Annotated in this window: 25 protein-coding genes; 12 read left to right on the top strand and 13 right to left on the bottom strand. The window is 56.3% G+C overall.

The genetic code is table 11. The annotated features are described in order from the left end of the window. Positions 1 to 72: 72 nt before the first annotated feature. Together Q0816_RS05700 and Q0816_RS05695 are read left to right on the top strand one after the other, a co-directional pair. Positions 73 to 924, top strand: coding sequence for a class I SAM-dependent methyltransferase (locus Q0816_RS05700; RefSeq protein ID WP_298848509.1), 852 nt, complete (start codon positions 73 to 75; stop codon positions 922 to 924). A gap of 71 nt (positions 925 to 995) precedes the next feature. Then, on the top strand, positions 996 to 1,472 hold the full coding sequence (locus tag Q0816_RS05695) for a fasciclin domain-containing protein (RefSeq protein ID WP_298848507.1): 477 nt from the start codon (positions 996 to 998) through the stop codon (positions 1,470 to 1,472). A 68-nt stretch (positions 1,473 to 1,540) separates the two neighbouring features. On the opposite strand, the gene Q0816_RS05690 is transcribed toward Q0816_RS05695, so the two are convergent. After that, positions 1,541 to 2,125: a L,D-transpeptidase gene (locus Q0816_RS05690; RefSeq protein WP_298848878.1), complete on the bottom strand. Its 585-nt coding sequence runs from the start codon at positions 2,123 to 2,125 to the stop codon at positions 1,541 to 1,543. 202 nt (positions 2,126 to 2,327) lie between these two features. Then, positions 2,328 to 3,827 carry a CoA-acylating methylmalonate-semialdehyde dehydrogenase gene (locus tag Q0816_RS05685; protein WP_298848505.1) on the bottom strand — a complete coding sequence of 500 codons (1,500 nt, stop codon included), beginning with the start codon at positions 3,825 to 3,827 and terminating at the stop codon, positions 2,328 to 2,330. 104 nt (positions 3,828 to 3,931) lie between these two features. Here Q0816_RS05685 and Q0816_RS05680 point away from each other — a divergent pair, with 104 nt between their 5' ends. From Q0816_RS05680 to coaD, 3 genes are all read left to right on the top strand, one after another. Beyond that, positions 3,932 to 4,834, top strand: a complete 903-nt coding sequence (locus Q0816_RS05680) for a LysR family transcriptional regulator (RefSeq protein ID WP_298848504.1) — start codon at positions 3,932 to 3,934, stop codon at positions 4,832 to 4,834. Between the two features lie 60 nt (positions 4,835 to 4,894). Then, complete coding sequence (locus tag Q0816_RS05675; RefSeq protein WP_298848502.1) at positions 4,895 to 5,332, top strand: CBS domain-containing protein; 438 nt, start codon at positions 4,895 to 4,897, stop codon at positions 5,330 to 5,332. An 85-nt stretch (positions 5,333 to 5,417) separates the two neighbouring features. Beyond that, the gene (coaD, locus tag Q0816_RS05670; protein WP_298848500.1) at positions 5,418 to 5,909 is read left to right on the top strand and encodes a pantetheine-phosphate adenylyltransferase; all 492 of its coding nucleotides are present in this window, start codon (positions 5,418 to 5,420) and stop codon (positions 5,907 to 5,909) included. Here coaD and gap (Q0816_RS05665) read toward each other — a convergent pair. From gap (Q0816_RS05665) to gap (Q0816_RS05655), 3 genes are all read right to left on the bottom strand, one after another. Next, positions 5,901 to 6,905 (bottom strand): type I glyceraldehyde-3-phosphate dehydrogenase, encoded by a 1,005-nt coding sequence (gene gap / locus Q0816_RS05665; protein ID WP_298848498.1) that lies wholly within the window; start codon positions 6,903 to 6,905, stop codon positions 5,901 to 5,903. The two genes, coaD and gap (Q0816_RS05665), sit on opposite strands and share 9 nt — an antisense overlap. 82 nt (positions 6,906 to 6,987) lie before the next feature. Continuing rightward, positions 6,988 to 7,131, bottom strand: coding sequence for a hypothetical protein (locus Q0816_RS05660; protein WP_298848496.1), 144 nt, complete (start codon positions 7,129 to 7,131; stop codon positions 6,988 to 6,990). A 72-nt stretch (positions 7,132 to 7,203) separates the two neighbouring features. Next, the gene (gap, locus tag Q0816_RS05655) at positions 7,204 to 8,205 is read right to left on the bottom strand and encodes a type I glyceraldehyde-3-phosphate dehydrogenase (protein WP_298848494.1); all 1,002 of its coding nucleotides are present in this window, start codon (positions 8,203 to 8,205) and stop codon (positions 7,204 to 7,206) included. Between the two features lie 182 nt (positions 8,206 to 8,387). Here gap (Q0816_RS05655) and Q0816_RS05650 point away from each other — a divergent pair, with 182 nt between their 5' ends. Next, positions 8,388 to 9,347, top strand: a complete 960-nt coding sequence (locus Q0816_RS05650) for a DUF808 domain-containing protein (RefSeq protein ID WP_298848493.1) — start codon at positions 8,388 to 8,390, stop codon at positions 9,345 to 9,347. A gap of 56 nt (positions 9,348 to 9,403) precedes the next feature. On the opposite strand, the gene tkt is transcribed toward Q0816_RS05650, so the two are convergent. Beyond that, the gene (gene tkt, locus Q0816_RS05645) at positions 9,404 to 11,428 is read right to left on the bottom strand and encodes a transketolase (protein WP_298848491.1); all 2,025 of its coding nucleotides are present in this window, start codon (positions 11,426 to 11,428) and stop codon (positions 9,404 to 9,406) included. Positions 11,429 to 11,664: 236 nt separating this feature from the next. On the opposite strand from tkt, the gene Q0816_RS05640 reads away from it, so the two are divergent. From Q0816_RS05640 to Q0816_RS05630, 3 genes are read left to right on the top strand one after another with little or no spacing between them, the layout of a single operon-like run. Next, the gene (locus Q0816_RS05640; protein WP_298848489.1) at positions 11,665 to 12,519 is read left to right on the top strand and encodes a hypothetical protein; all 855 of its coding nucleotides are present in this window, start codon (positions 11,665 to 11,667) and stop codon (positions 12,517 to 12,519) included. Then, positions 12,519 to 12,911 carry a cell division protein ZapA gene (locus Q0816_RS05635; RefSeq protein ID WP_298848487.1) on the top strand — a complete coding sequence of 131 codons (393 nt, stop codon included), beginning with the start codon at positions 12,519 to 12,521 and terminating at the stop codon, positions 12,909 to 12,911. Before Q0816_RS05640 ends, Q0816_RS05635 begins: the two co-directional genes overlap by 1 nt. Next, positions 12,911 to 13,258, top strand: a complete 348-nt coding sequence (locus Q0816_RS05630; RefSeq protein ID WP_298848485.1) for an MliC family protein — start codon at positions 12,911 to 12,913, stop codon at positions 13,256 to 13,258. The genes Q0816_RS05635 and Q0816_RS05630 overlap by 1 nt, the downstream gene beginning before the upstream one ends. Positions 13,259 to 13,264: 6 nt before the next feature. Here the strand turns inward: Q0816_RS05630 and grxD are convergent, their stop codons facing one another. From grxD to Q0816_RS05595, 7 genes are all read right to left on the bottom strand, one after another. Beyond that, on the bottom strand, positions 13,265 to 13,627 hold the full coding sequence (gene grxD, locus Q0816_RS05625; protein WP_298848484.1) for a Grx4 family monothiol glutaredoxin: 363 nt from the start codon (positions 13,625 to 13,627) through the stop codon (positions 13,265 to 13,267). Next, entirely contained in the window at positions 13,614 to 13,904 is a 291-nt protein-coding gene (locus tag Q0816_RS05620) for a hypothetical protein (protein ID WP_298848483.1), read from the bottom strand. The genes grxD and Q0816_RS05620 overlap by 14 nt, the downstream gene beginning before the upstream one ends. Next, a complete protein-coding gene (locus Q0816_RS05615) occupies positions 13,901 to 14,137 on the bottom strand; it encodes a hypothetical protein (protein WP_298848481.1) in 237 nt (78 codons plus the stop codon). Before Q0816_RS05615 ends, Q0816_RS05620 begins: the two co-directional genes overlap by 4 nt. Further along, a complete protein-coding gene (locus Q0816_RS05610) occupies positions 14,134 to 14,370 on the bottom strand; it encodes a BolA/IbaG family iron-sulfur metabolism protein (RefSeq protein WP_298848479.1) in 237 nt (78 codons plus the stop codon). Before Q0816_RS05610 ends, Q0816_RS05615 begins: the two co-directional genes overlap by 4 nt. Positions 14,371 to 14,504: 134 nt before the next feature. Further along, the gene (purL, locus tag Q0816_RS05605) at positions 14,505 to 16,664 is read right to left on the bottom strand and encodes a phosphoribosylformylglycinamidine synthase subunit PurL (RefSeq protein WP_298848477.1); all 2,160 of its coding nucleotides are present in this window, start codon (positions 16,662 to 16,664) and stop codon (positions 14,505 to 14,507) included. Positions 16,665 to 16,854: 190 nt separating this feature from the next. Then, a complete protein-coding gene (locus tag Q0816_RS05600) occupies positions 16,855 to 19,104 on the bottom strand; it encodes a mechanosensitive ion channel domain-containing protein (RefSeq protein WP_298848476.1) in 2,250 nt (749 codons plus the stop codon). A gap of 270 nt (positions 19,105 to 19,374) precedes the next feature. Continuing rightward, the gene (locus Q0816_RS05595) at positions 19,375 to 20,283 is read right to left on the bottom strand and encodes a LysR family transcriptional regulator (protein WP_298848475.1); all 909 of its coding nucleotides are present in this window, start codon (positions 20,281 to 20,283) and stop codon (positions 19,375 to 19,377) included. Between the two features lie 169 nt (positions 20,284 to 20,452). On the opposite strand from Q0816_RS05595, the gene Q0816_RS05590 reads away from it, so the two are divergent. The 3 genes from Q0816_RS05590 (at position 20,453) to murI (ending at position 25,647) form a co-directional block, all read left to right on the top strand. Next, positions 20,453 to 23,872: an indolepyruvate ferredoxin oxidoreductase family protein gene (locus Q0816_RS05590; protein WP_298848473.1), complete on the top strand. Its 3,420-nt coding sequence runs from the start codon at positions 20,453 to 20,455 to the stop codon at positions 23,870 to 23,872. A 78-nt stretch (positions 23,873 to 23,950) separates the two neighbouring features. Continuing rightward, positions 23,951 to 24,829 carry a lysophospholipid acyltransferase family protein gene (locus tag Q0816_RS05585; RefSeq protein ID WP_298848471.1) on the top strand — a complete coding sequence of 293 codons (879 nt, stop codon included), beginning with the start codon at positions 23,951 to 23,953 and terminating at the stop codon, positions 24,827 to 24,829. An 8-nt stretch (positions 24,830 to 24,837) separates the two neighbouring features. Next, a complete protein-coding gene (gene murI / locus Q0816_RS05580) occupies positions 24,838 to 25,647 on the top strand; it encodes a glutamate racemase (protein WP_298848469.1) in 810 nt (269 codons plus the stop codon). Positions 25,648 to 25,674 lie beyond the last annotated feature (27 nt).

Below are 25,674 nucleotides of genomic sequence, written 5' to 3'. Positions count from 1 at the left end.
CCCGCTTGTCCTTGCAGAGGCACGGTCAGCAGCGGTAAGGAACGTTGCAACACAGATTGCGGAGCCTGCGCCTTGAAACCCAGAAAATTTCCAAAGATCAACGCCGCCCTTGAGGAGTTGGGGGTGAAACTGGTTGATAAAGTCACGGAACAGGATGAACGGGCGCGACTGGAGGCTTTCGAGAAGGCAGGTGGGCTGACACGTCCTGCCTATGCGCCGTCACCTGGGATGGAGGGGTTCGATATCTCTCGGCTTTTGGCGGAATTCGAATGTCATAAGGCAGCGTTGGAGGCGTTGAAAGACCCAACGCGCAACCAGACCGGCTATCGTACAAATAACGGCTATTATGATAGCCCGGATGCGGATGCTTTGTATCTGATGATCCGCCGTTTTCAGCCCAAACGTGTGATCGAGGTCGGATGCGGCAATTCAACTCGTGTGACCCGGCAAGCGATCATCGATGGTAAGCTGGACACCACCATAACGGCGATCGACCCATATCCTCGCGCAGACATCGCCCATGTGGTCGATCGGTTCGAGCAAAAACGCCTGGAAGAGACCGATCCGGCGTTGTTTGCCGAACTGGAGGCCGGAGACATTCTGTTCATCGATTCCAGCCATGTTGTACGCATGAGCAACGACGTTGCGCATCTGTTTTGCCGCATCATTCCGACGCTGAAGCCCGGTGTGGTGATCCATGTCCATGATGTTTTCCTGCCCTATGAATACCCCAAACGGTTCTTTTATGACTGCCCCGGCTGGGGGGAACAGTACATGCTGCACGCGTTGTTGCAATCTGGTGCGTATTCAATGCTTTGGCCGGGATACTACCTGCAACAGGACCGCCCGGATGCAGTAAAGGCTTTGCCGTTTCTCGCCGATGGGCGCGCGCAAAGCATCTGGGTGCAGCTCAAAGAAAATTGATCTCAGAATGATCCGGTCCGGCCGAAGTCCCGTACCCCTTTCCATAACAAGCTGGAGAGGAGAAGACAGCCATGTTCCGTCGTACATTTATGGGTGCCGCCGCCGCAATTGCGTTTGCTATACCACTCAAGGCACAGGCCGCAGATATTGTTGACACCGCAGTTGCAGCGGGTTCATTCAACACTCTGGTCGCCGCCGTTCAGGCCGCAGGTCTGGTTGATACCCTTAAAGGAGATGGCCCGTTCACCGTATTCGCTCCTACCGATGAAGCTTTTGCTGCATTACCCGAGGGCACGGTGGAGACTCTTTTGAAGCCCGAAAACAAGGATCAACTGGTATCGATCCTCACCTATCACGTGGTCCCGGCCAAGGTAATGTCCAGTGATATTGCCGGCAAGCGCGCAAAGGTTCTGACCGTTCAGGGTGACCGGTTAAGCGTCAACGCCAAGAACGGCGTCAAGGTGAACGACGCAAAAGTCGTACAAGCAGATATTGAAGCCAGCAATGGCGTGATCCATGTGGTCGACGCGGTTATCCTGCCGGAATAAAACTGTTTCTCTGAAAACAAAAAAGCCCCGAGGTTTAACCGGGGCTTTTTTGATTCAGAGCTGACCGATCAAACCAGTCGCACCTGTGTGCCGACCTGAACCAGCGGATACAGTTCTTCGACATGTTGGTTGTACAGACCGATGCATCCAGACGAACTCTGGCGACCGATCTTACGCGTGTCCTGTGTACCGTGGACCAGGTAAGCTGGCCAACCCAGGTACATAGCGCGGGTTCCCAGCGGGTTGCCCGGATCACCGCCCTCCATCCGGAGTGGAAGCGAAGGATCCCGTTCGCGCATCGATGCTGTCGGCGTCCAGCTTGGATATTCTGTTTTACGAACGACTTTCGTGTAACCGCGTTTTGTGAGCTCTTCGCTCATTGGGACTGAGCTTGGGTACAGTTTGTAAGTGCCGTCGGCCCCCCAAAAGTGCACAGCGCGGCTGGTGATATCGGCCAACAGACAACCGACACCCAGTTCGTCAAAATGATCCTGCCAGTTTTGTTGCGAAAATGACGATACATTGCGTCGTACCGGCAGCTGAGTGCTGATTGCGTCTTCCGTTTCAGGAAAGGCATCCGCGCTTTGAGCTCGAACAAGGGCAGGGGTCGTCATCAAGGATGCAACGCCCAGCAGGGCGGAACGGCGGGTCATACGGGATTGGGACAAGACTGCCTCCGGTAAATTGAATGCTCGATACATGCTTTGGCGGTAAGATATTGGCGATGATCCCATTTTTCCAGAGTGCCCGATCTGAATTTCTTGTGAACAGAGGCTTGGGCAGTGAAATCGGCGGAAAAATGCAAAAAACCCGACCCTCACAGGGGCCGGGTTTCAATAGTCTTGATGCTTTGGATCAGTCCATGGCTTTGAAGTTGAACTCGCCGCCTTCCTTGATACCCGACGGCCAGCGCGCGGTCACAGTTTTGGTACGGGTATAGAACTTGAAGCTGTCGGCGCCATGCTGGTTCAGGTCGCCAAACATGGATTTCTTCCAGCCACCAAAGGTGTGATAGGCCAGCGGAACCGGGATCGGAACGTTGATGCCAACCATACCGATATTGACCCGGCTGGCAAAATCACGCGCAGTGTCGCCGTCACGGGTGAAGATCGCGGTGCCGTTGCCATATTCGTGATCCATCGCCAGTTTCAGCGCTTCTTCATAAGAACCGGCGCGCACGGTGGACAGGACCGGGCCAAATATCTCTTGCTTGTAGATATCCATTTCCGGGGTCACGTTATCGAACAGGTGCGGGCCGACAAAGAAGCCGTCCTCGTAGCCTTGCAGGCTGAAGTCGCGGTTGTCGACAACCAGCTTGGCGCCTTGTTCGACACCCGAGTTAATCAGGCCCAGAATGCGCTGTTTCGCGGCGGCGGTCACAACCGGGCCCATATCGACATCGTCGCCCGCAGTGTAGGGACCGACTTTCAGTTTTTCCACGCGCGGGATCAGCTTTTCGATCAGTTTGTCTGCAGTTTCTTCACCAACGGGAACGGCGACAGAGACTGCCATGCAACGTTCGCCTGCCGCTCCGAAACCGGCACCAACCAGCGCGTCAGCAGCCTGATCCAGGTCAGCGTCGGGCATGACGATCATGTGGTTTTTGGCACCACCGAAACACTGAGCGCGTTTGCCGTTGGCGGTTGCGCGGCTGTAAATATAATGCGCGATCGGGGTAGACCCCACAAAGCTCACGCCTTGGATGATTTCGCTGTCGAGGATCGTGTCAACGGCTTCTTTGTCCCCGTTCACAACCTGGAAAACGCCTTTGGGCAGGCCAGCCTCGACGAACAGCTCGGCCAGCATCAGCGGAACCGAGGGGTCACGCTCGGACGGTTTCAAGACCACGGCGTTACCACAGGCCAGCGCCGGACCAACGTGCCAGAGCGGCATCATGGCCGGGAAGTTGAACGGCATGATCGAACCAACAACACCCAGTGGCTGACGCATTGAATACATATCGATGCCGGGACCCGCGCTGTCGGTGAACTCACCTTTCAGCATCTGTGGTGCGCCGATACAGTATTCGATCACCTCCAGACCACGCTGCAGGTCGCCCTTGGCGTCAGGGATGGTTTTGCCGTGCTCGCGGCTCAGTGCCTCGGCCAGTTTGTCCATGTCGCGGTTCATCAGGCCGACCATGGCCATCATGACACGTGCGCGTTTCTGTGGGTTGGTCGCCCCCCACGCAGGTTGAGCGGCTGCAGCAGCTTCAATAGCTGCGGTGGTTTCCGCCACGCTGGCCATCGGGCACTTGTACTGAACTTCGCCCGTCGCTGGATTGAAAATGTCGTCGAAACGACCGGACGTTCCGGCGACCATTTCGCCGTTCAGGAAATGGGTCAGGTCTTGCATCAATAGCTCCTCCGATAGATTTGCGCGCAGAATAGACTTGCAGAAATCCAACGAACAGAGGCAATGTCCCAAAAGAGTTTTGCAAAAATGCAAAAGGGAAGAAAATGACCCCGAATTGGGACGATATGCGAATCTTTCTGGCTGTTGCGCGGGAAGAAAGCCTGTCTTCTGCGGGCCGGATTCTGAAAATCGATCCTGCCACTGTGGGTCGGCGTATTGCCCGGCTGGAAGCAACGCTTGATTCGACTTTGTTCACCAAGTCGCAACAAGGCTATGTTTTGACCCCGGCCGGACAGCGTCTGTTGGAACATGGGCTGCATGCGGAAGAGGCGATGCGCGCGGCCGCCGGGGCGGTCACCGGACCGACGAAAACACTCAGCGGGCAAATCCGAATCGGTGCGCCGGATGGCAGTGCCAACTACCTTCTGCCCCAGGTTTGTGCCAAAATCAGTGATGCAAACCCGGATCTGGATATTCAGATCCTGGCATTGCCGCGGGTGATCAACCTGTCCCGACGCGAAGCGGATATGGCTGTGACGGTCAGCGCGCCGACTGCAGGGCAATTGCTGGTGAAGAAAATCAGTGACTACAAGCTGCACATGGTTGCGACCGAAGATTATCTGCAACGCCATGACCCGATCCGTTCGGTTAAGGACCTGGAAGGGCACAGGTTGATCGGTTACATCCCCGATATGATTTTCGACCGGGAACTGGATTATCTGAACGATATTGGCGTTGACCGTGTCGCTCTTGCATCGAACTCGGTGTCGGTTCAGTTGCGGCAAGTCTGTCTTGGAACAGGTGTTTGCGTGGCCCATGATTTCACGTTGCCGTTCCACCCGGGGCTTCGGAAAATCCTGACGGATCAAGTGAGTTTGACCCGCAGTTTCTATCTGGTCCGACATCAGGGTGACCAGCGCAACGAGCGGTTGAACCGCTTTGCGGACGCCCTGACGCGCGGCATTCGCGAGGAAGTGCTTCGTTTGGAAGCAGGTGCCGACGCTTGACAGGTCGCAGCAATCGCGCAACGCTTTGGAATAAGAGTTTTTATTCCGGAGGTATCCTTCATGCTTGTACAGGCCATCCTGAAGTCCAAAGCGTCAGACGGTGTCGTGACCGTTGCGTCAACGGCGACAGTTTCAGAGGCCTCGAAGATTCTTGCGGAAAAACGTATCGGGACGGTCGTGATATCCGACGATGGTGGCGAAACCGCCGCTGGCATCCTGTCGGAACGTGACATCGTCCGGGAACTGGCGGCCAGCGGCAGCGGCTGCCTGGACCAGCCGGTAAAATCCTACATGACGCAGAATCTTGTGACGGCGACCCGCCAGACCACTGTTGAAGACATCATGTCGCGCATGACCGAGGGGCGCTTTCGTCATATGCCGGTGATCGAAGACGGCAAACTTGTCGGTATCGTCACTTTGGGCGATGTGGTGAAAGCCCAGCTTTCTGAGCTGGCGATGGAAAAAGACGCCCTCGAAGGCATGATTATGGGGCATTAACGGCAAGGATCGCCGCAGCGACCACTTGCACCTGCAGCAAAGTTATGTTTGCTTGCGCAGAAATATTGTTGCGCAGGAGGGCGCGATGCGGGTTGGATTATATCCTGGAACCTTCGATCCCATCACCATGGGGCACATCGATATTATCCGTCGGGCGGCGGCCTTGGTCGACAAGCTGGTCATCGGCGTTGCCATTAACCGGGACAAGGGCCCTTTGTTCTCATTGGAAGAGCGTGTGGCTATGATCGAAGCCGAATGCTCTCAACTCTCTGAACAGACTGGAACAGAAATTGTTGCGCATCCCTTTGAAAACCTGCTCATCGATTGCGCACGCGATGTCGGCGCGCAGATCATTGTGCGGGGTTTGCGCGCGGTTGCCGATTTTGAATACGAGTTCCAGATGGTCGGTATGAACCGCGTTCTGGACGATTCGATTGAAACGGTCTTTCTTATGGCCGAAGCCCGGCATCAGGCGATTGCCTCGAAACTGGTGAAGGAAATCGCCCGATTGAACGGGGACGTGTCGAAATTCGTCACGCCCCGCGTCAACGCCGCGCTGCGTGAGCGGTTAAGCTAAAGCCCCCATTGCGGCGGCTGTGTCCAACATCCGGTTCGAAAAACCCCATTCGTTGTCATACCAGGCCAGCACGCGGACCAGCGTGCCGTCGGTGACTTTGGTTTCGGCCAGTGACACGGTCGAGCTATGTGGATCGTGATTGAAATCGACGGAAACCAGCGGGCGGCTTTCCGCGGCCAGAACACCGGGGATCTTGGCCGCGGCGTCGACGAACAGCTGGTTGACCTCTTCTTCTGTCGTCGGGCGCGAAACTTCGGCGACAAGATCAACAACTGAAACGTTCGGCGTGGGAACACGGATCGCCTGACCGGTCAGTTTCCCTTTCAACTGTGGCAGCACGAGCCCAACGGCAGCGGCAGCACCGGTTGTGGTCGGTATCATTGACAGTGCTGCCGCGCGCGACAGATAGGGGTCTTTGCCGACCGTATCGTGCACCGGCTGGCTGGCTGTATAAGCGTGAACGGTGGTCATGTTGCCATGCTTGATGCCAATACCGGCATCCAGAGCGGCGGCAACCGGTGACAGGCAGTTCGTGGTGCAGGACGCATTCGAAACGACTAGGTCATCGGCGGTCAGTTCGTCATCGTTGACACCAAAGACAATGGTCTTCACGCCGCCATCCCCTCTGGCAGGGGCAGAGATCAGGACTTTCCGTGATCCGTTTTTGAAGTGACGCTCGGCCGCGTCACGGGTCCGGAACACGCCTGTGCATTCCAAAACCACGTCGATATCCGACCACGGCAGGTCTTCGGGGTTGCGTTCGCTGCTCAGCCGAATTGGACCACGGCCCACGTCCAAACCTGCATCGCTGAGTGTAACGGCGTTCGGATACCGACCGTGAACACTGTCAAATTCGAAAAGATGAGCGTTCATGTCCGGTTTGCCCAAATCGTTGATCGCGACGATCTCGACATCCGTGCGCCCACTTTCCATCACCGCGCGCAGAACCCCGCGCCCGATCCGTCCAAATCCGTTGATCGCTAGTTTCAGGGTCATGGTCCGCTCCGTCCAAATGTCTCTGTTAGATAAGTTAGCGCTAACAAAGCCAGATCAACAAAAAAGTCAAGAAAAACCTCAGTCATCGCCAGAATGCGAGCCAGTCCAGAAAGTCGTAAAGCTTTTTTCCGAGGAAGAGCAGGTGTTCGGTGCCGTTCATCGCTACGTCCAGCATCACGCCGCCGAGCAGAAGAATGCCGAGCCAGATAGCGATTTGATTGGTCATGGCTGTTCCGAACGAAAAATGCCCGCCCAGATAACCTGAGCGGGCATCAAGGTACAAGCGAAGTCCGAAGGGTCAGTTAAGACGGCCCATCGCAACGGCTACGTCGGCCATACGGACTGAGAAACCCCATTCATTGTCATACCATGCCAGAACGCGGACCATGCGGTTGTCGACAACGCGGGTCTGATCCGGAGCGAAGATCGAGCTTTCTTCGGTATGGTTGAAATCGGTCGAGACCAGCGGCGCAGGTTCATAACCCAAAACGCGCTGCATCGGGCCTTTGGCCGCTTCTTCAACGATGGCGTTGATTTCGGCCGTGGAGGTGTCACGCGAGGCGCGGAAGGTCAGGTCAATCGCCGAGACATTCGGGGTCGGGACGCGGATGGCGGAACCGTCCAACCGGCCTTTCAGGTTGGGCAGAACTTCACCCAAAGCCTTGGCGGCGCCTGTCGAGGTCGGGATCATGGACATGGCGGCCGCGCGGGCACGGTACAGATCGCTGTGACGACGGTCCAGAGTTGGCTGGTCGCCAGTATAGGCGTGGATGGTGGTCATGATGCCATGTTCGATGCCGACACCTTCGTCGAGAACTTTCGCCAGCGGTGCCAGGCAGTTGGTCGTGCAAGAGCCGTTGGAAACCATGTTGTCATTTGCTGTCAGCGTGTTGTGGTTCACGCCGAAGACGATGGTCTTGTCCACATTTTTGCCGGGGGCAGACAGCAGAACCTTGCCAGCACCACGCTCAAGGTGAGTCTTCGCCTTGATGCCGTCATTAAATTTACCGGTGCATTCCAGAACGACGTCGCAGCCTTCCCAGTCCAGATCGTTCATGTCGTAGGTTGAAAACATCTGCATCGGACCGCGGCCCAGATCCATGGTGTTGCCGTCAATGGAAACTTCGCGTGGGAACCGACCGTGGATGCTATCATATTTCAACAGATGCGCCGAAGTTTCCAAAGGGCCAGTGGCGTTGACTTTGATCACTTCGATGTCGTTGCGCCCCGAGGCGGCGATGTGCGACAGGGTGCAGCGGCCAATGCGGCCAAAACCATTGATACCGACCTTGATGGTCATATGACGTCTCCAGATGCGCTTGCGTTGAGGGCCATATAGCGGCGAAAAGGGAATCTCAAAAGGGCAAAAACGGCATATTTTTAAGGTGTTAGCGCAAACCTGCGCCGGTTGCGCTAACGCTTGCGCTAGCCGTTGGATCAGGTAGGGTCCGGGTTGCGGCAGATCAAGTGAAAGGAAGCGCAATGAGTGGTCTATTGGCCCTGTTGGATGATGTAGCAGGCATTGCCAAGGTTGCGGCGGCATCAGTGGATGATGTGGTTGCGGCGGCAGGCAAGGCAGGGGCCAAGACCGCCGGTGTGATTATCGATGACGCAGCGGTGACGCCTAAATACGTGCAGGGCTTTGCCCCGGCGCGCGAATTGCCGATCATCTGGCGCATTGCGCGTGGTTCGATCTTCAACAAGATCATACTCTTGTTGCCCGTAGCTTTGTTGTTGGCCAATTTTGCCCCGTGGCTGATCACACCCTTATTGATGCTGGGTGGGTCGTATTTGTGTTTTGAAGGAGCCGAGAAAATCTTTCACGTTCTGTTTCCTCATGGAAGCCATGTCATCGACGAAGACATGAAAAACCGAGATCCAGGCCATCTGGAAGAGCAAAAGGTCAAAGGCGCCATCAAGACGGATTTCATTCTTTCTGCCGAGATAATGACCATTGCACTCGCGGCGATTGAGGCTCCGAACCTTTGGATGCAAGCCGCAACTTTGGCCGTGGTGGGGATTGGCGTGACGGTGGCCGTCTACGGTTCTGTGGCTCTGATCGTGAAGATGGATGATGTGGGGCTGTTTCTGGCGAATAACGCACCAACGCCCGTTGGTCGCGGCCTGGGTCGTGGATTGGTCAAGGCAATGCCAGCCGTAATGAAAACCCTGTCGATCGTCGGAACTGCTGCGATGCTATGGGTCGGTGGCTCGATTGTTATCCACGGGCTGGAAGTGCTTGGCTTCGGCTGGTTGCAGCATCAGATCTACGATTGGGCCAAGGCGATTGCATATTCGGCGCCCGAAGACTGGGCCGCTGCGGTGAAGTGGATGGCTAAGGCGACGATGGATGGTGTTCTTGGTCTGGTCTGGGGGCTGGTTTTGATCCCGCTGGCCACCAAGGTGATTACACCTTTGTTCAGTAAGTCCAAAGCGCACTGATACGAAAAGGAAAAGGGCGGCAATGGCCGCCCTTTGCTTGATCACTGGTGCCTGACTTACTGGCCCAGCAGTTCCTTGACCTTGGCCACGGTCGCCTCGGCGGTGATGCCAAAATGCTGGTACAGCTCGCCCGCAGGTGCCGAAGCGCCGAAACTGGACATGCCGATGAAGTCAGCCTTGGCCTCACGACCACGCTCACCCAGAAGCCAGCGATCCCAGCCTCCGCCCCGGACAGCTGCTTCGATCCCCACACGAACGGGACCTGCGGGCAGGACGCGCTTGCGATAGGCTTCGTCTTGCTGTCCGAACAGTTCCATGCAGGGCATTGAAACGACCCGGGTGCCGATACCGTCGGCCTCAAGCATCGCCTTGGCTTCCATCGCCAGCGAAACCTCTGAACCGGTGGCAATCAGGATAGCCTGACGTTTGCCTTCAGATTCGGCCAGAACATAAGCGCCCTGAGCTGTCAGGTTCTTGGTCTTGTGATCCTTGCGCACGGTTGGAACGCCCTGACGTGTCAGCGACAGAACTGAAGGGCTATCTTTGAAAGTCAGTGCCAGTTCCCACGCTTCTGCTGTTTCTACGGTGTCGGCGGGGCGGAACACGAAGGTGTTGGGCGTCGCGCGCGAGATCGCCAGATGTTCGACCGGTTGGTGGGTCGGGCCATCTTCGCCCAGACCGATCGAGTCATGGGTCATCACGAAGACCGTCGGGATCTTCATCAGAGCCGCCAGACGCATGGAAGGGCGGGCATAGTCGGTGAATGCCATGAAAGTGCCGCCATAGGGACGGATACCGCCGTGCAGCGCCATACCGTTCATTGCAGCAGCCATACCATGTTCACGGATGCCGTAATGGATGTAACGACCTTTGCGGTTCTCCGGCAGGAACACGCCCATATCGGCCGATTTTGTGTTGTTTGATCCGGTCAGGTCAGCCGAGCCGCCAACCGTCTCGGTCATGATCGGGTTCACAACGTTCAGAACTTTTTCAGATGAGGCGCGGGTGGCCAGTTTCGGTTGGTCTTCGGACATCTGTTTCTTGAAAGCGCGGATCGCACTGGCCAGACGCTTGGGGGCCTCAAACGCATAGGCGCGGTTGAACTCGGCCTGCTTGCGCTCGGACAGTTGCGCAAAACGCTCTTCCCAAGCGGCGCGTTCGGCTGCGCCACGTGCGCCAATGGCTTCCCATGCGGATTTGACGTTGGCAGGCACGTCGAACGCGTCATGTGGCCAGTCGTAGGCCGCTTTCGCGGCTTTCAGCTGATCCTGATCTGTCAGGGCACCGTGACCTTTCGACGTGTCTTGCGCCGCGTGGCCCAAAGCGATGTGGCTTTCGCAGGCGATCATGGTCGGTTTGTTTGACTTTTTCGCCTGAACAATCGCCGCATCAATGGCTTTGGGGTCGTGGCCGTCGATTTCGATCACGTGCCAACCCGAGGCAGCAAATCGGCGGACTTGATCGGTGCGATCAGCAATATCGACGGTGCCGTCGATGGTGATGTTGTTGTTGTCCCAGAAGACGATCAGTTTGCTGAGCTCATGACGCCCGGCCAAAGTGATTGCTTCTTGGCTAACGCCTTCCATCAGGCAGCCGTCGCCTGCGATTACGTAGGTGTAGTGATCCACGACTTTTTTGCCGTAATGAGCGCGCTGGACTTCCTCGGCCATGGCAAAGCCCACAGCGTTCGAGATACCCTGTCCCAGCGGTCCGGTAGTGGTTTCCACGCCGTCGACCAGGAAGTTCTCGGGGTGGCCTGCAGTCTTGGCGCCCAACTGGCGGAAGTTCTTGATCTCATCCAGCGTTACATCGGCATGGCCGGTCAGATAGAGCAACGAATAGACCAGCATCGATCCGTGTCCTGCCGACAGGATGAACCTGTCGCGATCAGGCCAGCTCGGGGCCGAGGCGTCGAATTTCAGGTGCTTTTCGAACAGGACGGTCGCAACATCGGCCATGCCCATAGGCATGCCGGAATGGCCGGAGTTTGCGGCGGCGACGGCGTCAAGGGTCAGGGTGCGGATGGCCGCAGCTTTGTCCCAATGTTCGGGGTTGGCATTGCGCAGCGCAGTCAGGTCCACGGGCGTTGTTCCTTTGGATAAAAAGCAGAATGCGGGCTCAATACCATTCAGCACCCAAAGTGCAAGCGGAACCGGGCTTTGACCGTTGCGGATGGGTGAAGAGCGCGGCCCAAGTAGTTGAAACCAAACAGTGGGTATTTTCTGTCGCATTCCGTTAGACTGTCAGTAGGCGGGATTCGATTTTGATTCGGATCACTTCGCAACAGAATGAACCTTGATAAAGAGGTGACAGGGGCATGAGCCACATAGAGGAACTGCAGCACCGCATTATTGCCGCGATGGACCGTATCGGAGCGGGCGTCGAGGCAATCGGCAGTGCGCCCCGGGATACCGGGAAGGACGAAGGGCTTCGGGCCGAACTTGAAGACGAAAGAGTTGCCAATGCGCAGCTTCAGGAAAGGCTTTTATCCCTGAAGGAGCAGCACGAAAGGCAAATGGATGGGGTTCGGGCAGATCTAGAGCAGCTGCGGGCCGCCCCAACCGACTCTGCCGAGACGGATTCATTGCGGGCAGAGCTGGAGGAAGCCAAGGCTAGGATCGCGACTGTTGAAGCTGCCCGTGCCGAACTGGCCGAAGCCAAAGCGGCATTAGACAACAGCACCGAGTTGGAAGCGTTGAAAGCCGAAAACGACAAGATGCGCACTGATCTTGAAGACCGTGAAGATCCCGAGCCGCTGAAAGCTGAGCTTGAGCAGCTTCGCGTGCTGCTTGATCAGGCCAAAGATGTTGAGGCGGAAAACAGCCGGCTGAAAGCCGAGTTGGAAGATACAGAACGGGTCACTGATCTGAGTGCCGAGCTTGAGATGCTACGGGCCGAACGTGCCAGCCATGGGGCTGCGATGTCGCGGCTTGATGACGACCTGCAACGTATGCGCAAGGCTAACGAACAATTGAGGGACTCGATTGAAGAGCTGCGCTCTGCTGCCTCAGAAGGTTTGACGGACGCCGAGCTTCTGAACCGCGCCACCGTCGCCGAGCTGGAAGCAACACGCGCGGCTCAGTCTTCGGACGCGGCCGAGGCGCAGGCGGTTCTGGCGCGATTGGAACCTCTGTTGTCGCAGGCGAAACTGGTTGAAGGTGAGGTAGAGTAATGCCCGAAGTTACCATTCAAATCGGTGGACGTGGATTTGAGGTGTCCTGTCAGGACGGGGAAGAGGTTTTCCTGCAAGCCGCGGCGAAAATGCTGGATGACGAGGCGCAGGTTCTGTCAGATCAGATCGGGCGGATGCCCGAAGCCCGTATGTTGCTGATGGCGGGGTTGCTGCTCGCCGACAAGACAGCGGCGACGGAAGACAAGGTGAAATCGCTAGAAGCAAAGCTGGCCGACGTCGAAGCCGAGCTTAACACACTGCGCTATGCGCCGGCGCCGGAACCTGAACGTATTGAAGTCGCAGTGGTTCCACCATCTGTAACAGATACACTGGCTGAACTGGCCGCGCGGGCTGAAGCGCTGGCCGCAGTTGTCGAGGAGAAGAAGGCGTAATGACGATCATGCGCAAACTCATATGCGGTGTTCTGCTTGCGATGCCCGCGTCAACCGCGCTGGCTGAGATCGACATTCTGTCGGTCACGTTTACCTGCGAGAACGGCGTGCCACTTCCGGTGACCTATTTCAATGCCGAGGACGGGTCGGGTGCTGCGGCGACGATGGTCGACAATACTCTGGTCGCACTGCGCCAGGTTCAAAGCGGGTCTGGTATTCGTTATGAATCCATCGGCGACAACGGCACTTATATCTTGCGTTCAAAAGGATGGAACGCGTCGATAAGCTATTTGGCGGCAGGTGCCGCCAATGAGCAGGTGATTTATCAGGATTGTTCCAGCAGGTAGGCCGGTTTACGCGTTTGCTTCGCGAATTTTGTCGGCTGCGTCCTTGTTGTAGCCGACTTCGTTTTCGTCGAACAACGTGTCCAACTCGCCAGACAGGGTCATCTCGGTGATGATGTCGCAACCACCAACGAATTCGCCTTTGACATACAGCTGCGGCACGGTCGGCCAGTCGGAATAATCCTTGATGCCCTGACGCACGTCTTCGTCGGCCAGTACGTTCACATCGGTAAATTCGACGCCCATATAGTTCAACACACCGGCTACACGAGACGAGAACCCGCATTGCGGCATATCCTTAGTGCCTTTCATGTAAAGCACCACATCGTTGGATTTTACGGTTTCGTCGATTTGAGTCTTAACGTCGCTCATCTTGCTTGTCCTTTTCACCCGCATCCGGGGCAATCGTTTCGTTCTGTGACGGGGCTGGGCCCCATCCTTCTTCCTCCAGCCGTCGATGCTCAGCCTGTGCCAAGGCCACCGGTTCAAGGCCGTATCTTTCGATGCCGCCAACTTTGCTGATCTTGTCCGGGTCGGGACGCATGTCGGCGAGTTTACGTTTTCTGTTCCGCTTCACATAGGCTTCGATCATGGCGGCGGCAACTATCATTGCAGCGAGTGTACCTATCCAGAATAGCCATCCGTTCATTTTTTAGGAGCCATCGCCTTTGCGTAATCCTGCGGATTTTTGCTGATGCGAATAGGAGTGGTGTGGCCACGTCCGGCGGTCTCGCCTCCTGTGACAACTGTATCTCCTTGCCCTGGCTTCACGCCCTGTGCTGACTTTGGTTTATTACGCGCGAAACTACTTCGGATAGCCAGCACTATACCCACAATCACCATGAGGGTCGCTATGCCGTATATCCAAACAGTTACTGTCATTCAGGCACTTTCGTCGTTAGTGCCAGCGCATGCAGATCTCCATCCGGGCCGTCCATCTTGCCCTTCAGTGCGGCATAGACGGCACGCTGCTGTTGCACCCGGTTTTTACCGCGAAAGCTCTCGTCTACCACCATGGCGGACATATGAACGCCATCACTGCCGCCGACCTGAATATCCGCGTCGGGAAAGGCTTCGCGCAGCAGATGTTCGATTTCGTGTGTGCTCATCGGCATGTAGATTTCTCCAGAAGGTCTTTCTCAAGATGTAGAGCGCATGAACCGGGCGTGCAAGGGCGCTCGAATATGCAAAAATATGAAACCAGCGCGAGGTCAGAGTACGGGTTCCAAACGTACCAAACGCTGCTTTTTCAGGCCACGGCCTCGGCAAAGCTGTTACGGAATACCGCAGTCAGGTCCTCAAGCGTGGCTTCCGAGCCACCGATCTTGATGGTTTCTCCGACAAAACGACCAACCGAATTCAGCGGAACGCCTGCCTGACCAGCTGCGATCATCAAAGCTTCGGCCTGATCGAAGTTGCATGCAACCAGATAGCGCGCCTGATCTTCGCCATACAGGAACTCTGTTGGAGCATCGTCCAGACACACACCTACGCCCGCAAATTCCGCAAGCTCAAAGACTGCCAGTGCGATGCCGCCATCGCTGAGGTCGGTACAAGCCTTGATCATCTCACGATTGGCGCGGATGAACTCGCCATTGCGCCTTTCGGCATCCAGATCGACATGAGGTGCGTCGCCGTCCTCGCGGTTGAACACCTCGGCCAGTAGGGCGGATTGGCCCAGATGGCCCTTGGTTTCGCCAATGACCAGCGCAACATGGCCTTCGCGGACCTCGTTGCCGATGATCTCATCTGAATGCTGCAACAGGCCCACTGCGCCGATGGTGGGTGTCGGCAGTATCGCCTGACCGTCGGTCTCATTGTAAAGCGAGACGTTGCCCGACACAATCGGCATGTCCAATGCGCCAACGGCGGCACCGATGCCCTGAATGGCACCGACGAACTGGCCCATGATCTCGGGTTTTTCGGGGTTGCCGAAGTTCAGGTTGTCGGTGGTGGCCAGCGGTTTGGCACCAACTGCGGTCAGGTTGCGGTACGCTTCGGCTACTGCCTGTTTGCCGCCTTCAACGGGGTTTGCGCGCACATATCGCGGGGTCACGTCGGACGTGAAGGCAAGCACTTTTTCAGTGCCGTGGACACGCACCATGCCTGCGCCCAAGCCGGGGGTGCGAGTTGAATCGGCCATCACCATAGTGTCGTATTGCTCATATACCCACTGCTTGCCCGCGTAATTGGGCGAAGCAAGCAGGGCACGCAGACCGTCAATAGGATCGATTTGGGGAACGTCGGACAGCTCTTCAGCCTCTGGCGTCGGCTCCCATGGGCGGTCGTATTCAGGCGCGGTTGACGACAGTTTGGACAGAACCAGATCCGCTTTGACTTCGCCGTTATGCATTATTAGGAAGCGGTCCTCGGCAATTGTTTCACCGACGATTGCGAAATCCAGATCCCACTTCTCGAACACCGCACGGGCCTCGTCCTCAAGCTCTGGCTTGAGAACCATCAACATGCGTTCCTGCGATTCCGACAGCATCATTTCATAGGCTGTCATGTTCTCTTCGCGCTGAGGAACGTTTTCCAGATCAAGACGAACACCAAGACCACCTTTGTCGCCCATTTCAACAGCGGAACAGGTCAGGCCTGCGGCGCCCATATCCTGGATCGAGATCACGGCGCCGGTTTGCATCAACTCCAGCGTTGCCTCCATAAGCCGCTTTTCTGTGAAAGGGTCGCCAACCTGAACGGTCGGGCGTTTCTCTTCGATTGTATCGTCGAACTCGGCGGAAGCCATGGTTGCGCCGCCCACACCGTCACGGCCTGTTTTCGCACCCAGATAGACGACGGGCATACCCACGCCCGAAGCGGCCGAATAGAAAATCTTGTCGCTGTCAGCCAGACCGGCTGCAAATGCGTTCACTAAGCAGTTGCCGTTGTAGGCCGGGTGGAAGCGGACCTCGCCACCGACGCAAGGAACACCAAAGCAGTTGCCATAGCCTCCGATCCCTTCGACCACGCCATTGACCAGCTGGCGGGTTTTGTGATGGCCGGGTTCGCCAAAGGACAACGCGTTCATCGATGCGATGGGACGCGCGCCCATGGTAAACACGTCGCGCAGGATGCCGCCAACACCAGTCGCTGCACCCTGATAGGGTTCGATGTAAGACGGGTGGTTGTGGCTTTCCATCTTGAAGACCACAGCCTGACCGTCACCGATATCAACTACGCCCGCGTTCTCACCTGGGCCACAGATAACCTGAGGTCCAGAGGTGGGCAGGGTGCGCAGCCATTTCTTCGAGGATTTGTAGGAACAGTGCTCGTTCCACATGGCCGAGAAAATGCCGAGCTCGGTAAAAGTTGGTTCACGCCCGATGATCTCGAGGATCATGTCGTATTCATCGGGTTTGAGCCCGTGTGCAGCAATCAGATCGGGTGTGATGGCGGGCTCTTGCATCTTCTGTCCTGTGTCCAAGTGGGCCGAGATTGCGCGCCTTTTAGGGCAAGGGCGCGCCGGTGGGAAGGGTCAAGTCATCGCAGGGCTGACATGACAATAAAAAATGGAACCGGTTTTTGGGCCGGTTCCATTTGTTTTGCTCTTGGCTTTGCAGCCAATCGGCACTGCAAAGCACGCCCAGCTTTTAATATTAGGCCGGGTTTTGTCCTTTACTTATAGCATCGGCTGCCGCAGCTGCTGCAGCCGTCGCTTTTTGCTCATCCGTGAGGTTTTCAGCTTCTTCCAGGCCCGGAATTGCAACGCGAACCTCGCGGCGGGCAAAGTCAATGCCGTTGGCGTTAAATTCAGCCTTCACGCGGTTGAAGATTTCCTTGCGCAGGGTGAACTGCTTGCCAGGTATGGCCATGAACTTGCCCCGGATGATCATACCGACATCGTCGAAGTCAAACACGCCCTGCGATTTAAAGGGTTGCAGGAAGCCATCCTTGTGGGTTTCGTCCGCCATCATCTCGGCGCCGATCTTCTTGAAGATCTTCTTGACCTTGTTGGGATCGGTGTCGAAGGGCACAGTGAACTTGAGCTTCATGATCACCCAGTCTCGGCTGAAGTTGGTCAGCTTCTGAATCTCGCCATAAGGAATGGTATGAACCGGGCCGCGGTGGTGGCGCAGTTGCATCGACCGGATCGAAATCTTCTCGACCGTACCCATGGTCCCACCCACATCGACATATTCCCCAACGCGGAAGGCATCGTCGATCAGGAAGAAGATGCCGCCGACGATATCTGCCACGAGTTTCTGCGCGCCAAAGCCGATGGCCAGACCCAGAACACCAGCACCAGCCAGCAATGGCGTGATGTTGATGCCCAAGGCACCCAGAGCCAACAGGCCGAAGATAACAGCAATCGTGACCTGTGCGGTAATCCGAAGTAGCGGCAGAACTGTAGCAAGACGCGAACCGCCAGCACCGCCGCCTTCGCCACCGGCTTCTTCGTCCAGTGCCTCGGCTGCGGTCTGTTCCTTCGCCAGACGGCGGTTGATCCAGAGCGAGACAACCTCGTTCATGATGTAACCGACGGCGATGATCAGCAGGAATTCAATCACTGTGCCGCCCACTTCCGCACCGACCCCGGCTGACGCGACGTGGCGCAGGTCGAGTTGCCAGGTGCGGGCGATCATGAAGACGACAAATAGCCCGGCCAGAACGCGGCCAATCCGGATATAGCTCCGTTTCGCGGACCTATAAGCACGTTCGGCCAGAGGGCCCTCGCCGGACATCGGAGGTTGAAGGTGTCGTACCAGTCCACGGATCAGCGTGTCGAGCGCGGGGGCAATCAGCAACCAGAACATGGTTGTGAAATGTGCACCCCTGACCAGCAAGTTCAGGGTTGCCGGATCACGCTGTGCGACCAGAAATTCAACCAGCAGCCAGATTGCCACTGAAACGCCAATGGCAAAAATGGGGTAGTAATGCGCAACTTCCTCATCGAATTTCGTATGATCCGGGTCTGTACCCAGCATCATTTGAGACAGCCCAGTACGCGCGGTCCAGGCGATCACGGCGATATAGATGTGGATCGCTGCGTTCAGCCAGAAGCCAATGCGGGTATCGTCACCCGTGATACCATTGAGCGCGTTGAACCGAACGACGAACAGCGTGAATCCGATCAGGATCAGAAGGCCTATCAGGTTGCGGTGCAGGTATTTTGCCCAGTGGTCGTCAATGTTGACCAGCCGGAATTGCGGTTTTGCCGGTGCCAGAACAAAGCGTGACACCGCAGCGCCCAGGCGCGGCACCCAGATCAGATAGAACACAAATGGAGCGGCATAGGTGATCTGTTCAATTGTCAGCAAGCCACGACCAATTGCGCGGATGACGACGTAGAACACGATCAGCCCGGCGATTTCACGGCAAAAACGGCGGAACAGGTAGCTGACCGCACCCCGAAGATCGGCCTCATCCGCGACTTCGGTTGCTTCATGCCAACGACGGGTCAGGAAGATGAACAGCTTTTCGGCTATGAAACCGACGGCCAGCACTGAAAGGATCAGCCCGAACAGTGTAAAGACACCAGTCGTTCCGAACGTGTCACCAAAATTGCCGAACGCGGTAATCTGCGCCGTGACAATGTTGGGAAGCGTGGTCAGAACATGTGTCCACGACGAGACCATCTCGGCCCAGATCTCGCTCAATTCCGTCAGCGGGTCTTGGACGTCGGCCTCTTCGGCAGCCTGTTTTTCAGCAACTGCATCAAGCCGGTCCAACAGTATTGCGCGCACCTGATCGTCGGACATGCGCGCAACCAGATCGTCGACCTGTTCGGGTGTCAGGTCTTCTGGAATGGTTACAGTAGAAGTTGAGCCAGTGTCTTGTGCATATAGTGGCACCGCTAAGAATAAAGCGGAGACGATCGCCAGCATGAGGCGGAGTGGGTGGAACATGGATTTTCCCTCGAACACGAAATTGTATCGTTTTTTTGGGATCATATGCCTATGCGTGTATTTTTCCCAGAGCTTTCGCTGACTTAATGCCATGCTTTGGCCAAAAAAAAGGCCGAGCACTAAGCTCGGCCGAAGTCCAACAGGGAGGTATGAAGATGATGAGCGTTACAGCATCACCGCCTTCGAGTGCTCATTTAGGGGTCAGTTTATGAACGTTCAAGATAATTAACTCTGTGATCTCTTCATGTCCGATATGCTATCTGCGCATAGCTATAGTTTTCCCATCTGTTTCAACTGCTTACGTTGCGCAATGATCTCATCTTGCACGAAGTCACGGAACGCGCCCACGCGCTTTGAATGCCGTAATTCTTCCGGATAGGCTAAATAAACGGGAACGTCGGCTGTTTCTATGTCTGAAAGGATGGGCACCAGGTGTGGAAAATCCTGCGTAACATAGTCGGGCAGAACCCCAATTCCCAGGTTGTGCAAAACTCCCTGCAGAACGCCGAAATAGTTGTTCACTGTCAGAAGTGATCCGGGATTAAAGGTCATCAAGTGGCGCACCATGGACGCACTGGCCCCGACCTGTGGCGCAGCAGGGGTCTGACAGATCAGCCGGTGGTTCTTGATCTCTTCCAGAGATTGCAGCATGCCGCCATGGGTCTCGATATAGTCTTGCGTTGCATACAACATCATCTGAACCGTCATCAGGCGTTTGCGCACAAGATCGGCCTGACTGGGTTCCTTCATGCGGATGGCGACATCCGCCTCGCGCATTGGAAGGTCCAGAACACGCTCTTCAAGCATCAGGTCGATGTTCAGATCAGGGTATTGCTCGTACAGCTTGGGCAGGCGCGGGGCCAGCCAGAGCGTTCCGAAGCCGAAAGTTGTCGTGACCCGCAAGACGCCAAAGACCTCTTCTTCGCTGTCGCGAATGCGCGCGGCTGCAGCGTCCAGTCGTTTCGACATGGCGGACGTGGCGTCAAACAGCAATTCACCCTGTTCGGTAAGAATCAGCCCGCGGGCATGGCGGTGAAAAAGGGTGGCATCCAGCGATTCTTCCAGCGCGCGGATTTGCCGGCTCACGGCGGATTGAGACAAATTGAGCTTGTCTCCGGCATGGGTCAGGCTGCCTGCATCCGCTACCGCGTGAAATATTCTAAGCTTGTCCCAATCCATCGCCGCAACTTTCGTTATCTTTCTGAAGGACTATATGAAATAGGTAACAAGTTCCACATTCAAAGGACGAAATCGTTACATATCAGTGGATAAATTCTATACAGGTCAGGATTTATGACCTAAAATGCACCTAAATGAAGCACACTGATCTGACGAGGGGAGACGTCTGATGAGCCAGCCGCAGATAACATTAAATGACCGGTTTGATCTGGAGAAAAACCCCGTTCTTCTGAACGGAACTCAGGCGCTTGTTCGATTGATGCTGATGCAAAAAGCCAGGGACCGGCAAACAGGCCTGAACACGGCGGGATTAGTCACAGGATATCGTGGGTCTCCTTTAGGTGCTGTTGATCAGCAGATGACGAGAGCCCAAAAGCCGCTGGCCAAAAACGATGTCACGTTTCAGTTCGGGTTGAACGAAGATCTGGCAGCCACCGCTCTGTGGGGCAGCCAACAGGCGGGTTTGCGTGGCGATGGCAAATTCGACGGGGTATTCGGGCTTTGGTATGGCAAAGGGCCGGGCGTGGACCGGTCTGGTGATGTCATGCGCCACGCGAATATGGCGGGTACAGCGCAGCATGGTGGTGTGCTCATGGCAATGGGCGATGACCATACCGGCGAAAGCTCGACCGTTCTGCATCAATCCGAATGGTCACTGGTCGACATGTATATGCCCATCGTCAGTCCCGCGGGCGTTCAGGAGATCCTCGACTACGGTATTTATGGCTTTGCGCTTAGTCGTTTCGCGGGTGTCTGGGTCGGCCTGAAGACGATGAAGGACACAATCGAGGTCACCTCGGTCGTGGATGGCAGCCCGGATCGGATGCAGGTAGTCGTTCCGGAATTCGATATGCCGGATGGCGGATTGAACATCCGTTTGGGCGACACGCCGCATCTGCAGGAAACACGTGTTATCGACTACAAGAGGTTCGCAGCCGAGACGTTTTCACATGCCAATAAGCTGGACAAGCGGATGTGGGGCAAACCCGGCGCCAAGATCGGCTTTGTCGCGGCGGGAAAGAACTGGCTGGACCTGACACACGCCTTGTCGCTTCTGAACATTGATGAATCCGAGGCGGAGCGGCTGGGGATCACCACATACAAGGTTGGGCAGACCTTCCCGTTGGATATGGCGGGGTTCCACGACTGGGCCGAAGGGTTGGATCTGATCGTGATCGTCGAGGAAAAGCGGAAGCTGATCGAGGTTCAGGTCAAGGAAGCCATTTTCGACGACCGCCGCGGACGCAGGGTCTATGGCTGGTACAAGGGCGGGGCCGGGACGTTGCACCGGGAAGAACTTTTCCCGACTCGTGGAGCGCTGGATCCGATCATGATTGCCGAAAAGCTAGGCGAAATCCTGATTGAAGAGGGGCGCGAAACCGATGGTATTCGGGCCGGGCTGGCATCGTTGTCCGAGGCGCGCCGGGCCGATAACGCGCAGGAAATCGCGACGCGGCTCCCGTATTTCTGCTCGGGCTGTCCGCATAACAGCTCGACCAAAGTACCCGATGGAAGCCGCGCCTATGCCGGTATTGGCTGTCACTACATGGTTCAGTGGATGGATCGCGAGACGACCGGTTTCACTCAAATGGGTGGGGAAGGCGCGAACTGGATCGGTGAGGCTCCGTTTTCATCCACCCAACATGTGTTCCAGAACCTTGGCGACGGCACCTACAACCATTCCGGCGTTCAGGCGATCCGGGCAGCCCTGTCTGCAGGCACGAGCATTACCTTCAAAATCCTGTTCAATGACGCGGTCGCCATGACCGGCGGGCAGGATAACGAAGGCGACCTGACGGCCGAACGGATCGTTGCCGAAGTCAAAGCAATGGGTGTCCAAGTCGTTGCCGTGGTTTATGACGAAAAGGAAGATGTGAATTTCAAGGCGTTACCTGCGAGCGTTCAGACATACGAGCGGGCGGACCTCATGCAGGTGCAGGAGAAATTCCGCGAGATCGAGGGCGTCTCGGTCATCGTTTATGTTCAGACCTGCGCGGCGGAAAAGCGTCGGCGCCGTAAGCGCGGCACATTTCCCGATCCTGACAAGCGCGTGTTTATCAACACCGATGTCTGCGAAGGCTGTGGCGATTGTGGCGTACAGTCGAATTGCGTGTCGATCGTTCCGAAGCAAACCGAGCTGGGCCGTAAGCGAGCCATCGATCAGTCAAGTTGCAACAAGGACTTCTCGTGTCTGAACGGGTTCTGCCCGTCGTTTGTAACGCTTGAGGGCGCGAATATCCGCAAAGAGGCGACCACCGAGATTGATTTGCCTGATCTTCCGTCGCCTGTTCTTCCTGAAATCAACGGAACGCATAACGTCGTGATTACTGGCGTCGGTGGTACCGGTGTCGTAACAATTGGTGCGGTTTTGGCGCAAGCCGCTCAGATAGACGGCAAGGGTGCCGGAATGATGGAAATGGCAGGGCTGGCGCAGAAAGGTGGTGCGGTGCATATTCACTGCCGCCTGGCCAACCGCCCAGAGGACATCAGCGCCATTCGGGTGGCGACCGGAGAGGCCCACGCTTTAATCGGTGGAGATCTTGTGGTCTCGGCTGGTGCCAAGACGCTGGGACTGACGCGAACCGGTCGTACCGGTGCTGTTGTAAACAGCCATGAAACGGTCACTGGAGATTTCACCCGCGATACCGAATTTCGCATTCCCGCCGATCAGTTGGAGCTGGCGTTGCAGGCGCGTCTGAAAGAAGGTGTTTCCCTGTTCGACGCGACGGATTTGGCGCGCGCTGTTATGGGAGATTCGATCTATTCCAACATGATGATCTTCGGCGCAGCCTGGCAACGTGGGCTGCTACCGGTCAGCCAACGGGCAATTTTTGACGCCATTGATTTGAATGGTACGGCAGTAGAACGAAACAAACGGGCATTTGAAATAGGTCGCTGGGCTGTACTGCATCCCGAAGATGCAGCCGCCATACTCGCTCCGTCGGTGGCTGAGTTGCCCAAATCACTAGACCAGATTATCGAGTTTCGCGCCAAGCACCTGACCGACTACCAAAGCGCCCGGCTGGCGAAGCGGTATCGCAAACTGGTGGATGGCGTGGATGATCCCGATATCCGCGAGGCAGTGGCGAAGGGCTATCACAAGCTGTTGTCGTATAAGGATGAATACGAAGTGGCCCGACTTCTGCTAGACAGCCGGAAAAAGGCCGCGGTCGAGTTTGACGGTGATTTCAAAATGACCTTCCATCTGGCTCCGCCGATTTTCGGAGGGTCGAAAAGAAACGGCAGATCCCGCAAGCGTGCTTTCAGTGAGGCTGTTATGGGCCCGTTGAAGCTGTTGGCCAAGTTGAAGTCACTGCGCGGAACCCCGCTGGATATCTTCGGCTATTCATCCGAGCGCAGGATGGAGCGTGCTTTGATCCGGCAATACGAAAAGGACATGAGAGAGGTATTGCTTTTGATATCACGGCAGACACATGACGCGGTATCCGCTTTGGCCCGTCTGCCTTTGGAAATTCGCGGATTTGGCCCGATTTTGCTTGAGAACGAAGCTAAGGCAGCCAAACGACGCGAAGAATTGCTGGCAACCATTCGTAGCGGTGGACCCGAAGTCCGGGCCGCCGCAGAATAAAACGTCACAGGTTTGTCACGATAGCTAGGCAAATTTGCTGTCTGCATCTATTTTGTAGACAGCAAACCGGAGACCCAAATGCCTTCTGACCGTCATGTCGTTCGTGACATCTCGTATGCCCATTCCGCCGAAACCAAGGGCGGACGGATGGTCATCAGGCTGATGGAAAACACGACGGGCCGGTTGCGCCTGATCAAGCGGGCGGACGGGTACGAAACTGAGGTCGCGCAAGGTCGCGATTTCTGGGCAGTTATGGTTGATCGCTATGGATTGTCTCTGGATGTCGTGGGCGGGTCGCTGGAGAATATTCCAAAAGATGGACCCCTGATCCTAATCGCAAACCATCCATACGGAATTCTGGATGGCTTGATGATGGGTCACATGTTGTCTCAGACTCGTGGTGATTTCCGCATTCTTGCAAATCGCGTTTTCAACAAGGCCGAAGAGTTGAACCGTATCGTTCTGCCTGTTTCGTTTGATGAGACGAAAGAGGCGATGAAGCTAAACCTGGACACCCGAAGGACCGCGCTGAACTATCTTGGCGAAGGTGGCGCGATCGGGATATTCCCCGGCGGCACGGTTAGCACGGGTGTCAGTCCGTTCGCGCATCCCATGGATCCGGGTTGGCGCGGCTTTACGGCCCGTATGGTGGCAAAGTCGAACGCTACTGTTGTGCCTGTTTTCTTTGACGGTCACACGTCTCGTCTGTTCCAGATTGCTAGTCACCTGCACTCGACACTGCGTATGGGATTGTTGATCAAAGAGTTCAAAAAACGCGTCGATACACCAGTCAAAGTGGTGATCGGCGAACCTGTCGGGCGCGACATTCTGGACCCGTTGGGCAAGGATACGCGCAAGATGATGGATTTCCTGCGCAAAGCCACGTATGAGCTGTCTCCAACGCCGCTGAAATCTTATGATTACGGCTATGAATTTGAGGAACGGCATCGCGCCTGAAGGGGCAAATGGCAGTAGGTATCTTTGATTCCGGGTTAGGCGGATTGACCGTCCTGAACGCCGCGCAGAAACGTCTGCCGGACGTTGATTTTCTGTATTTTGCGGACAGCGCACATGCGCCATACGGTGTGCGCGATGCCGAGAATATCTATCAACTGACACGCAAGGCCGTTCACGATCTTTGGGCGCGTGGCTGCAATCTTGTGATTCTGGCCTGCAATACGGCCAGTGCCGCGGCATTGCGCCGGATGCAGGAAGAGGGCGTGCCCGAAGGCAAGCGGGTTCTTGGTGTTTTTGTTCCCCTGATCGAAGCGCTGACCGAGCGGCAATGGGGTGACAACTCTCCACCGCGCGAGGTTGATGTACAGCACGTTGCGCTGTTTGCGACCCCTGCAACCGTCTCAAGCCGGGCCTTTCAGCGTGAGTTGGCTTTCCGGGCCATCGGTGTGGATGTCGAGGCGCAGGCCTGTGGTGGTGTCGTGGATGCCATCGAAGAGGGCGACATGATCCTGGCAGAGGCGCTGGTGCGCAGCCATGTGGATGCTCTCAAACGCAAGATGCCTGAACCGCAGGCGGCCATTCTGGGCTGTACGCATTACCCGCTGATGGCGGAAGCATTTCAGACGGCTTTGGGATCAGATGTGAAAGTCTACAGCCAAGGTAAGCTTGTTGCTGAAAGTCTGGCGGACTACCTGCAACGGCATCCGAACATGTCGGGAGACGGGGCAGGAGGTTTCCTGACGACAGGCAAACCAAATGTCGTCAGCGACCGGGCGACGCAGTTTCTCCGACGACAAATCACGTTCGAGGCTGCCTGACTTAGGTCAAGGACTCAGCCGCTCTGT

The sequence above is a fragment of the uncultured Ruegeria sp. genome (genome assembly GCF_947497005.1).
GTDB lineage: Bacteria > Pseudomonadota > Alphaproteobacteria > Rhodobacterales > Rhodobacteraceae > Ruegeria.
The sequence above is the reverse complement of the archived record's forward strand: the minus strand, read 5'-3'. Positions and strand labels throughout refer to the sequence as shown.

Excerpts from the sequence above, each read along its gene's own strand:
- Q0816_RS05695 (WP_298848507.1), top strand. The coding sequence starts at position 996 with ATGTTCCGTCGTACATTTATGGGTGCCGCCGCCGCAATTGCGTTTGCT.
- Q0816_RS05690 (WP_298848878.1), bottom strand. The coding sequence starts at position 2,125 with ATGACCCGCCGTTCCGCCCTGCTGGGCGTTGCATCCTTGATGACGACC.
- Q0816_RS05685 (WP_298848505.1), bottom strand. The coding sequence starts at position 3,827 with ATGCAAGACCTGACCCATTTCCTGAACGGCGAAATGGTCGCCGGAACG.
- Q0816_RS05680 (WP_298848504.1), top strand. The coding sequence starts at position 3,932 with ATGACCCCGAATTGGGACGATATGCGAATCTTTCTGGCTGTTGCGCGG.
- Q0816_RS05675 (WP_298848502.1), top strand. The coding sequence starts at position 4,895 with ATGCTTGTACAGGCCATCCTGAAGTCCAAAGCGTCAGACGGTGTCGTG.
- coaD (WP_298848500.1), top strand. The coding sequence starts at position 5,418 with ATGCGGGTTGGATTATATCCTGGAACCTTCGATCCCATCACCATGGGG.
- gap (WP_298848498.1), bottom strand. The coding sequence starts at position 6,905 with ATGACCCTGAAACTAGCGATCAACGGATTTGGACGGATCGGGCGCGGG.
- Q0816_RS05660 (WP_298848496.1), bottom strand. The coding sequence starts at position 7,131 with ATGACCAATCAAATCGCTATCTGGCTCGGCATTCTTCTGCTCGGCGGC.
- gap (WP_298848494.1), bottom strand. The coding sequence starts at position 8,205 with ATGACCATCAAGGTCGGTATCAATGGTTTTGGCCGCATTGGCCGCTGC.
- Q0816_RS05650 (WP_298848493.1), top strand. The coding sequence starts at position 8,388 with ATGAGTGGTCTATTGGCCCTGTTGGATGATGTAGCAGGCATTGCCAAG.
- Q0816_RS05640 (WP_298848489.1), top strand. The coding sequence starts at position 11,665 with ATGAGCCACATAGAGGAACTGCAGCACCGCATTATTGCCGCGATGGAC.
- Q0816_RS05635 (WP_298848487.1), top strand. The coding sequence starts at position 12,519 with ATGCCCGAAGTTACCATTCAAATCGGTGGACGTGGATTTGAGGTGTCC.
- Q0816_RS05630 (WP_298848485.1), top strand. The coding sequence starts at position 12,911 with ATGACGATCATGCGCAAACTCATATGCGGTGTTCTGCTTGCGATGCCC.
- grxD (WP_298848484.1), bottom strand. The coding sequence starts at position 13,627 with ATGAGCGACGTTAAGACTCAAATCGACGAAACCGTAAAATCCAACGAT.
- Q0816_RS05620 (WP_298848483.1), bottom strand. The coding sequence starts at position 13,904 with ATGAACGGATGGCTATTCTGGATAGGTACACTCGCTGCAATGATAGTT.
- Q0816_RS05615 (WP_298848481.1), bottom strand. The coding sequence starts at position 14,137 with ATGACAGTAACTGTTTGGATATACGGCATAGCGACCCTCATGGTGATT.
- Q0816_RS05610 (WP_298848479.1), bottom strand. The coding sequence starts at position 14,370 with ATGCCGATGAGCACACACGAAATCGAACATCTGCTGCGCGAAGCCTTT.
- purL (WP_298848477.1), bottom strand. The coding sequence starts at position 16,664 with ATGCAAGAGCCCGCCATCACACCCGATCTGATTGCTGCACACGGGCTC.
- Q0816_RS05600 (WP_298848476.1), bottom strand. The coding sequence starts at position 19,104 with ATGTTCCACCCACTCCGCCTCATGCTGGCGATCGTCTCCGCTTTATTC.
- Q0816_RS05595 (WP_298848475.1), bottom strand. The coding sequence starts at position 20,283 with ATGGATTGGGACAAGCTTAGAATATTTCACGCGGTAGCGGATGCAGGC.
- Q0816_RS05590 (WP_298848473.1), top strand. The coding sequence starts at position 20,453 with ATGAGCCAGCCGCAGATAACATTAAATGACCGGTTTGATCTGGAGAAA.
- Q0816_RS05585 (WP_298848471.1), top strand. The coding sequence starts at position 23,951 with ATGCCTTCTGACCGTCATGTCGTTCGTGACATCTCGTATGCCCATTCC.
- murI (WP_298848469.1), top strand. The coding sequence starts at position 24,838 with ATGGCAGTAGGTATCTTTGATTCCGGGTTAGGCGGATTGACCGTCCTG.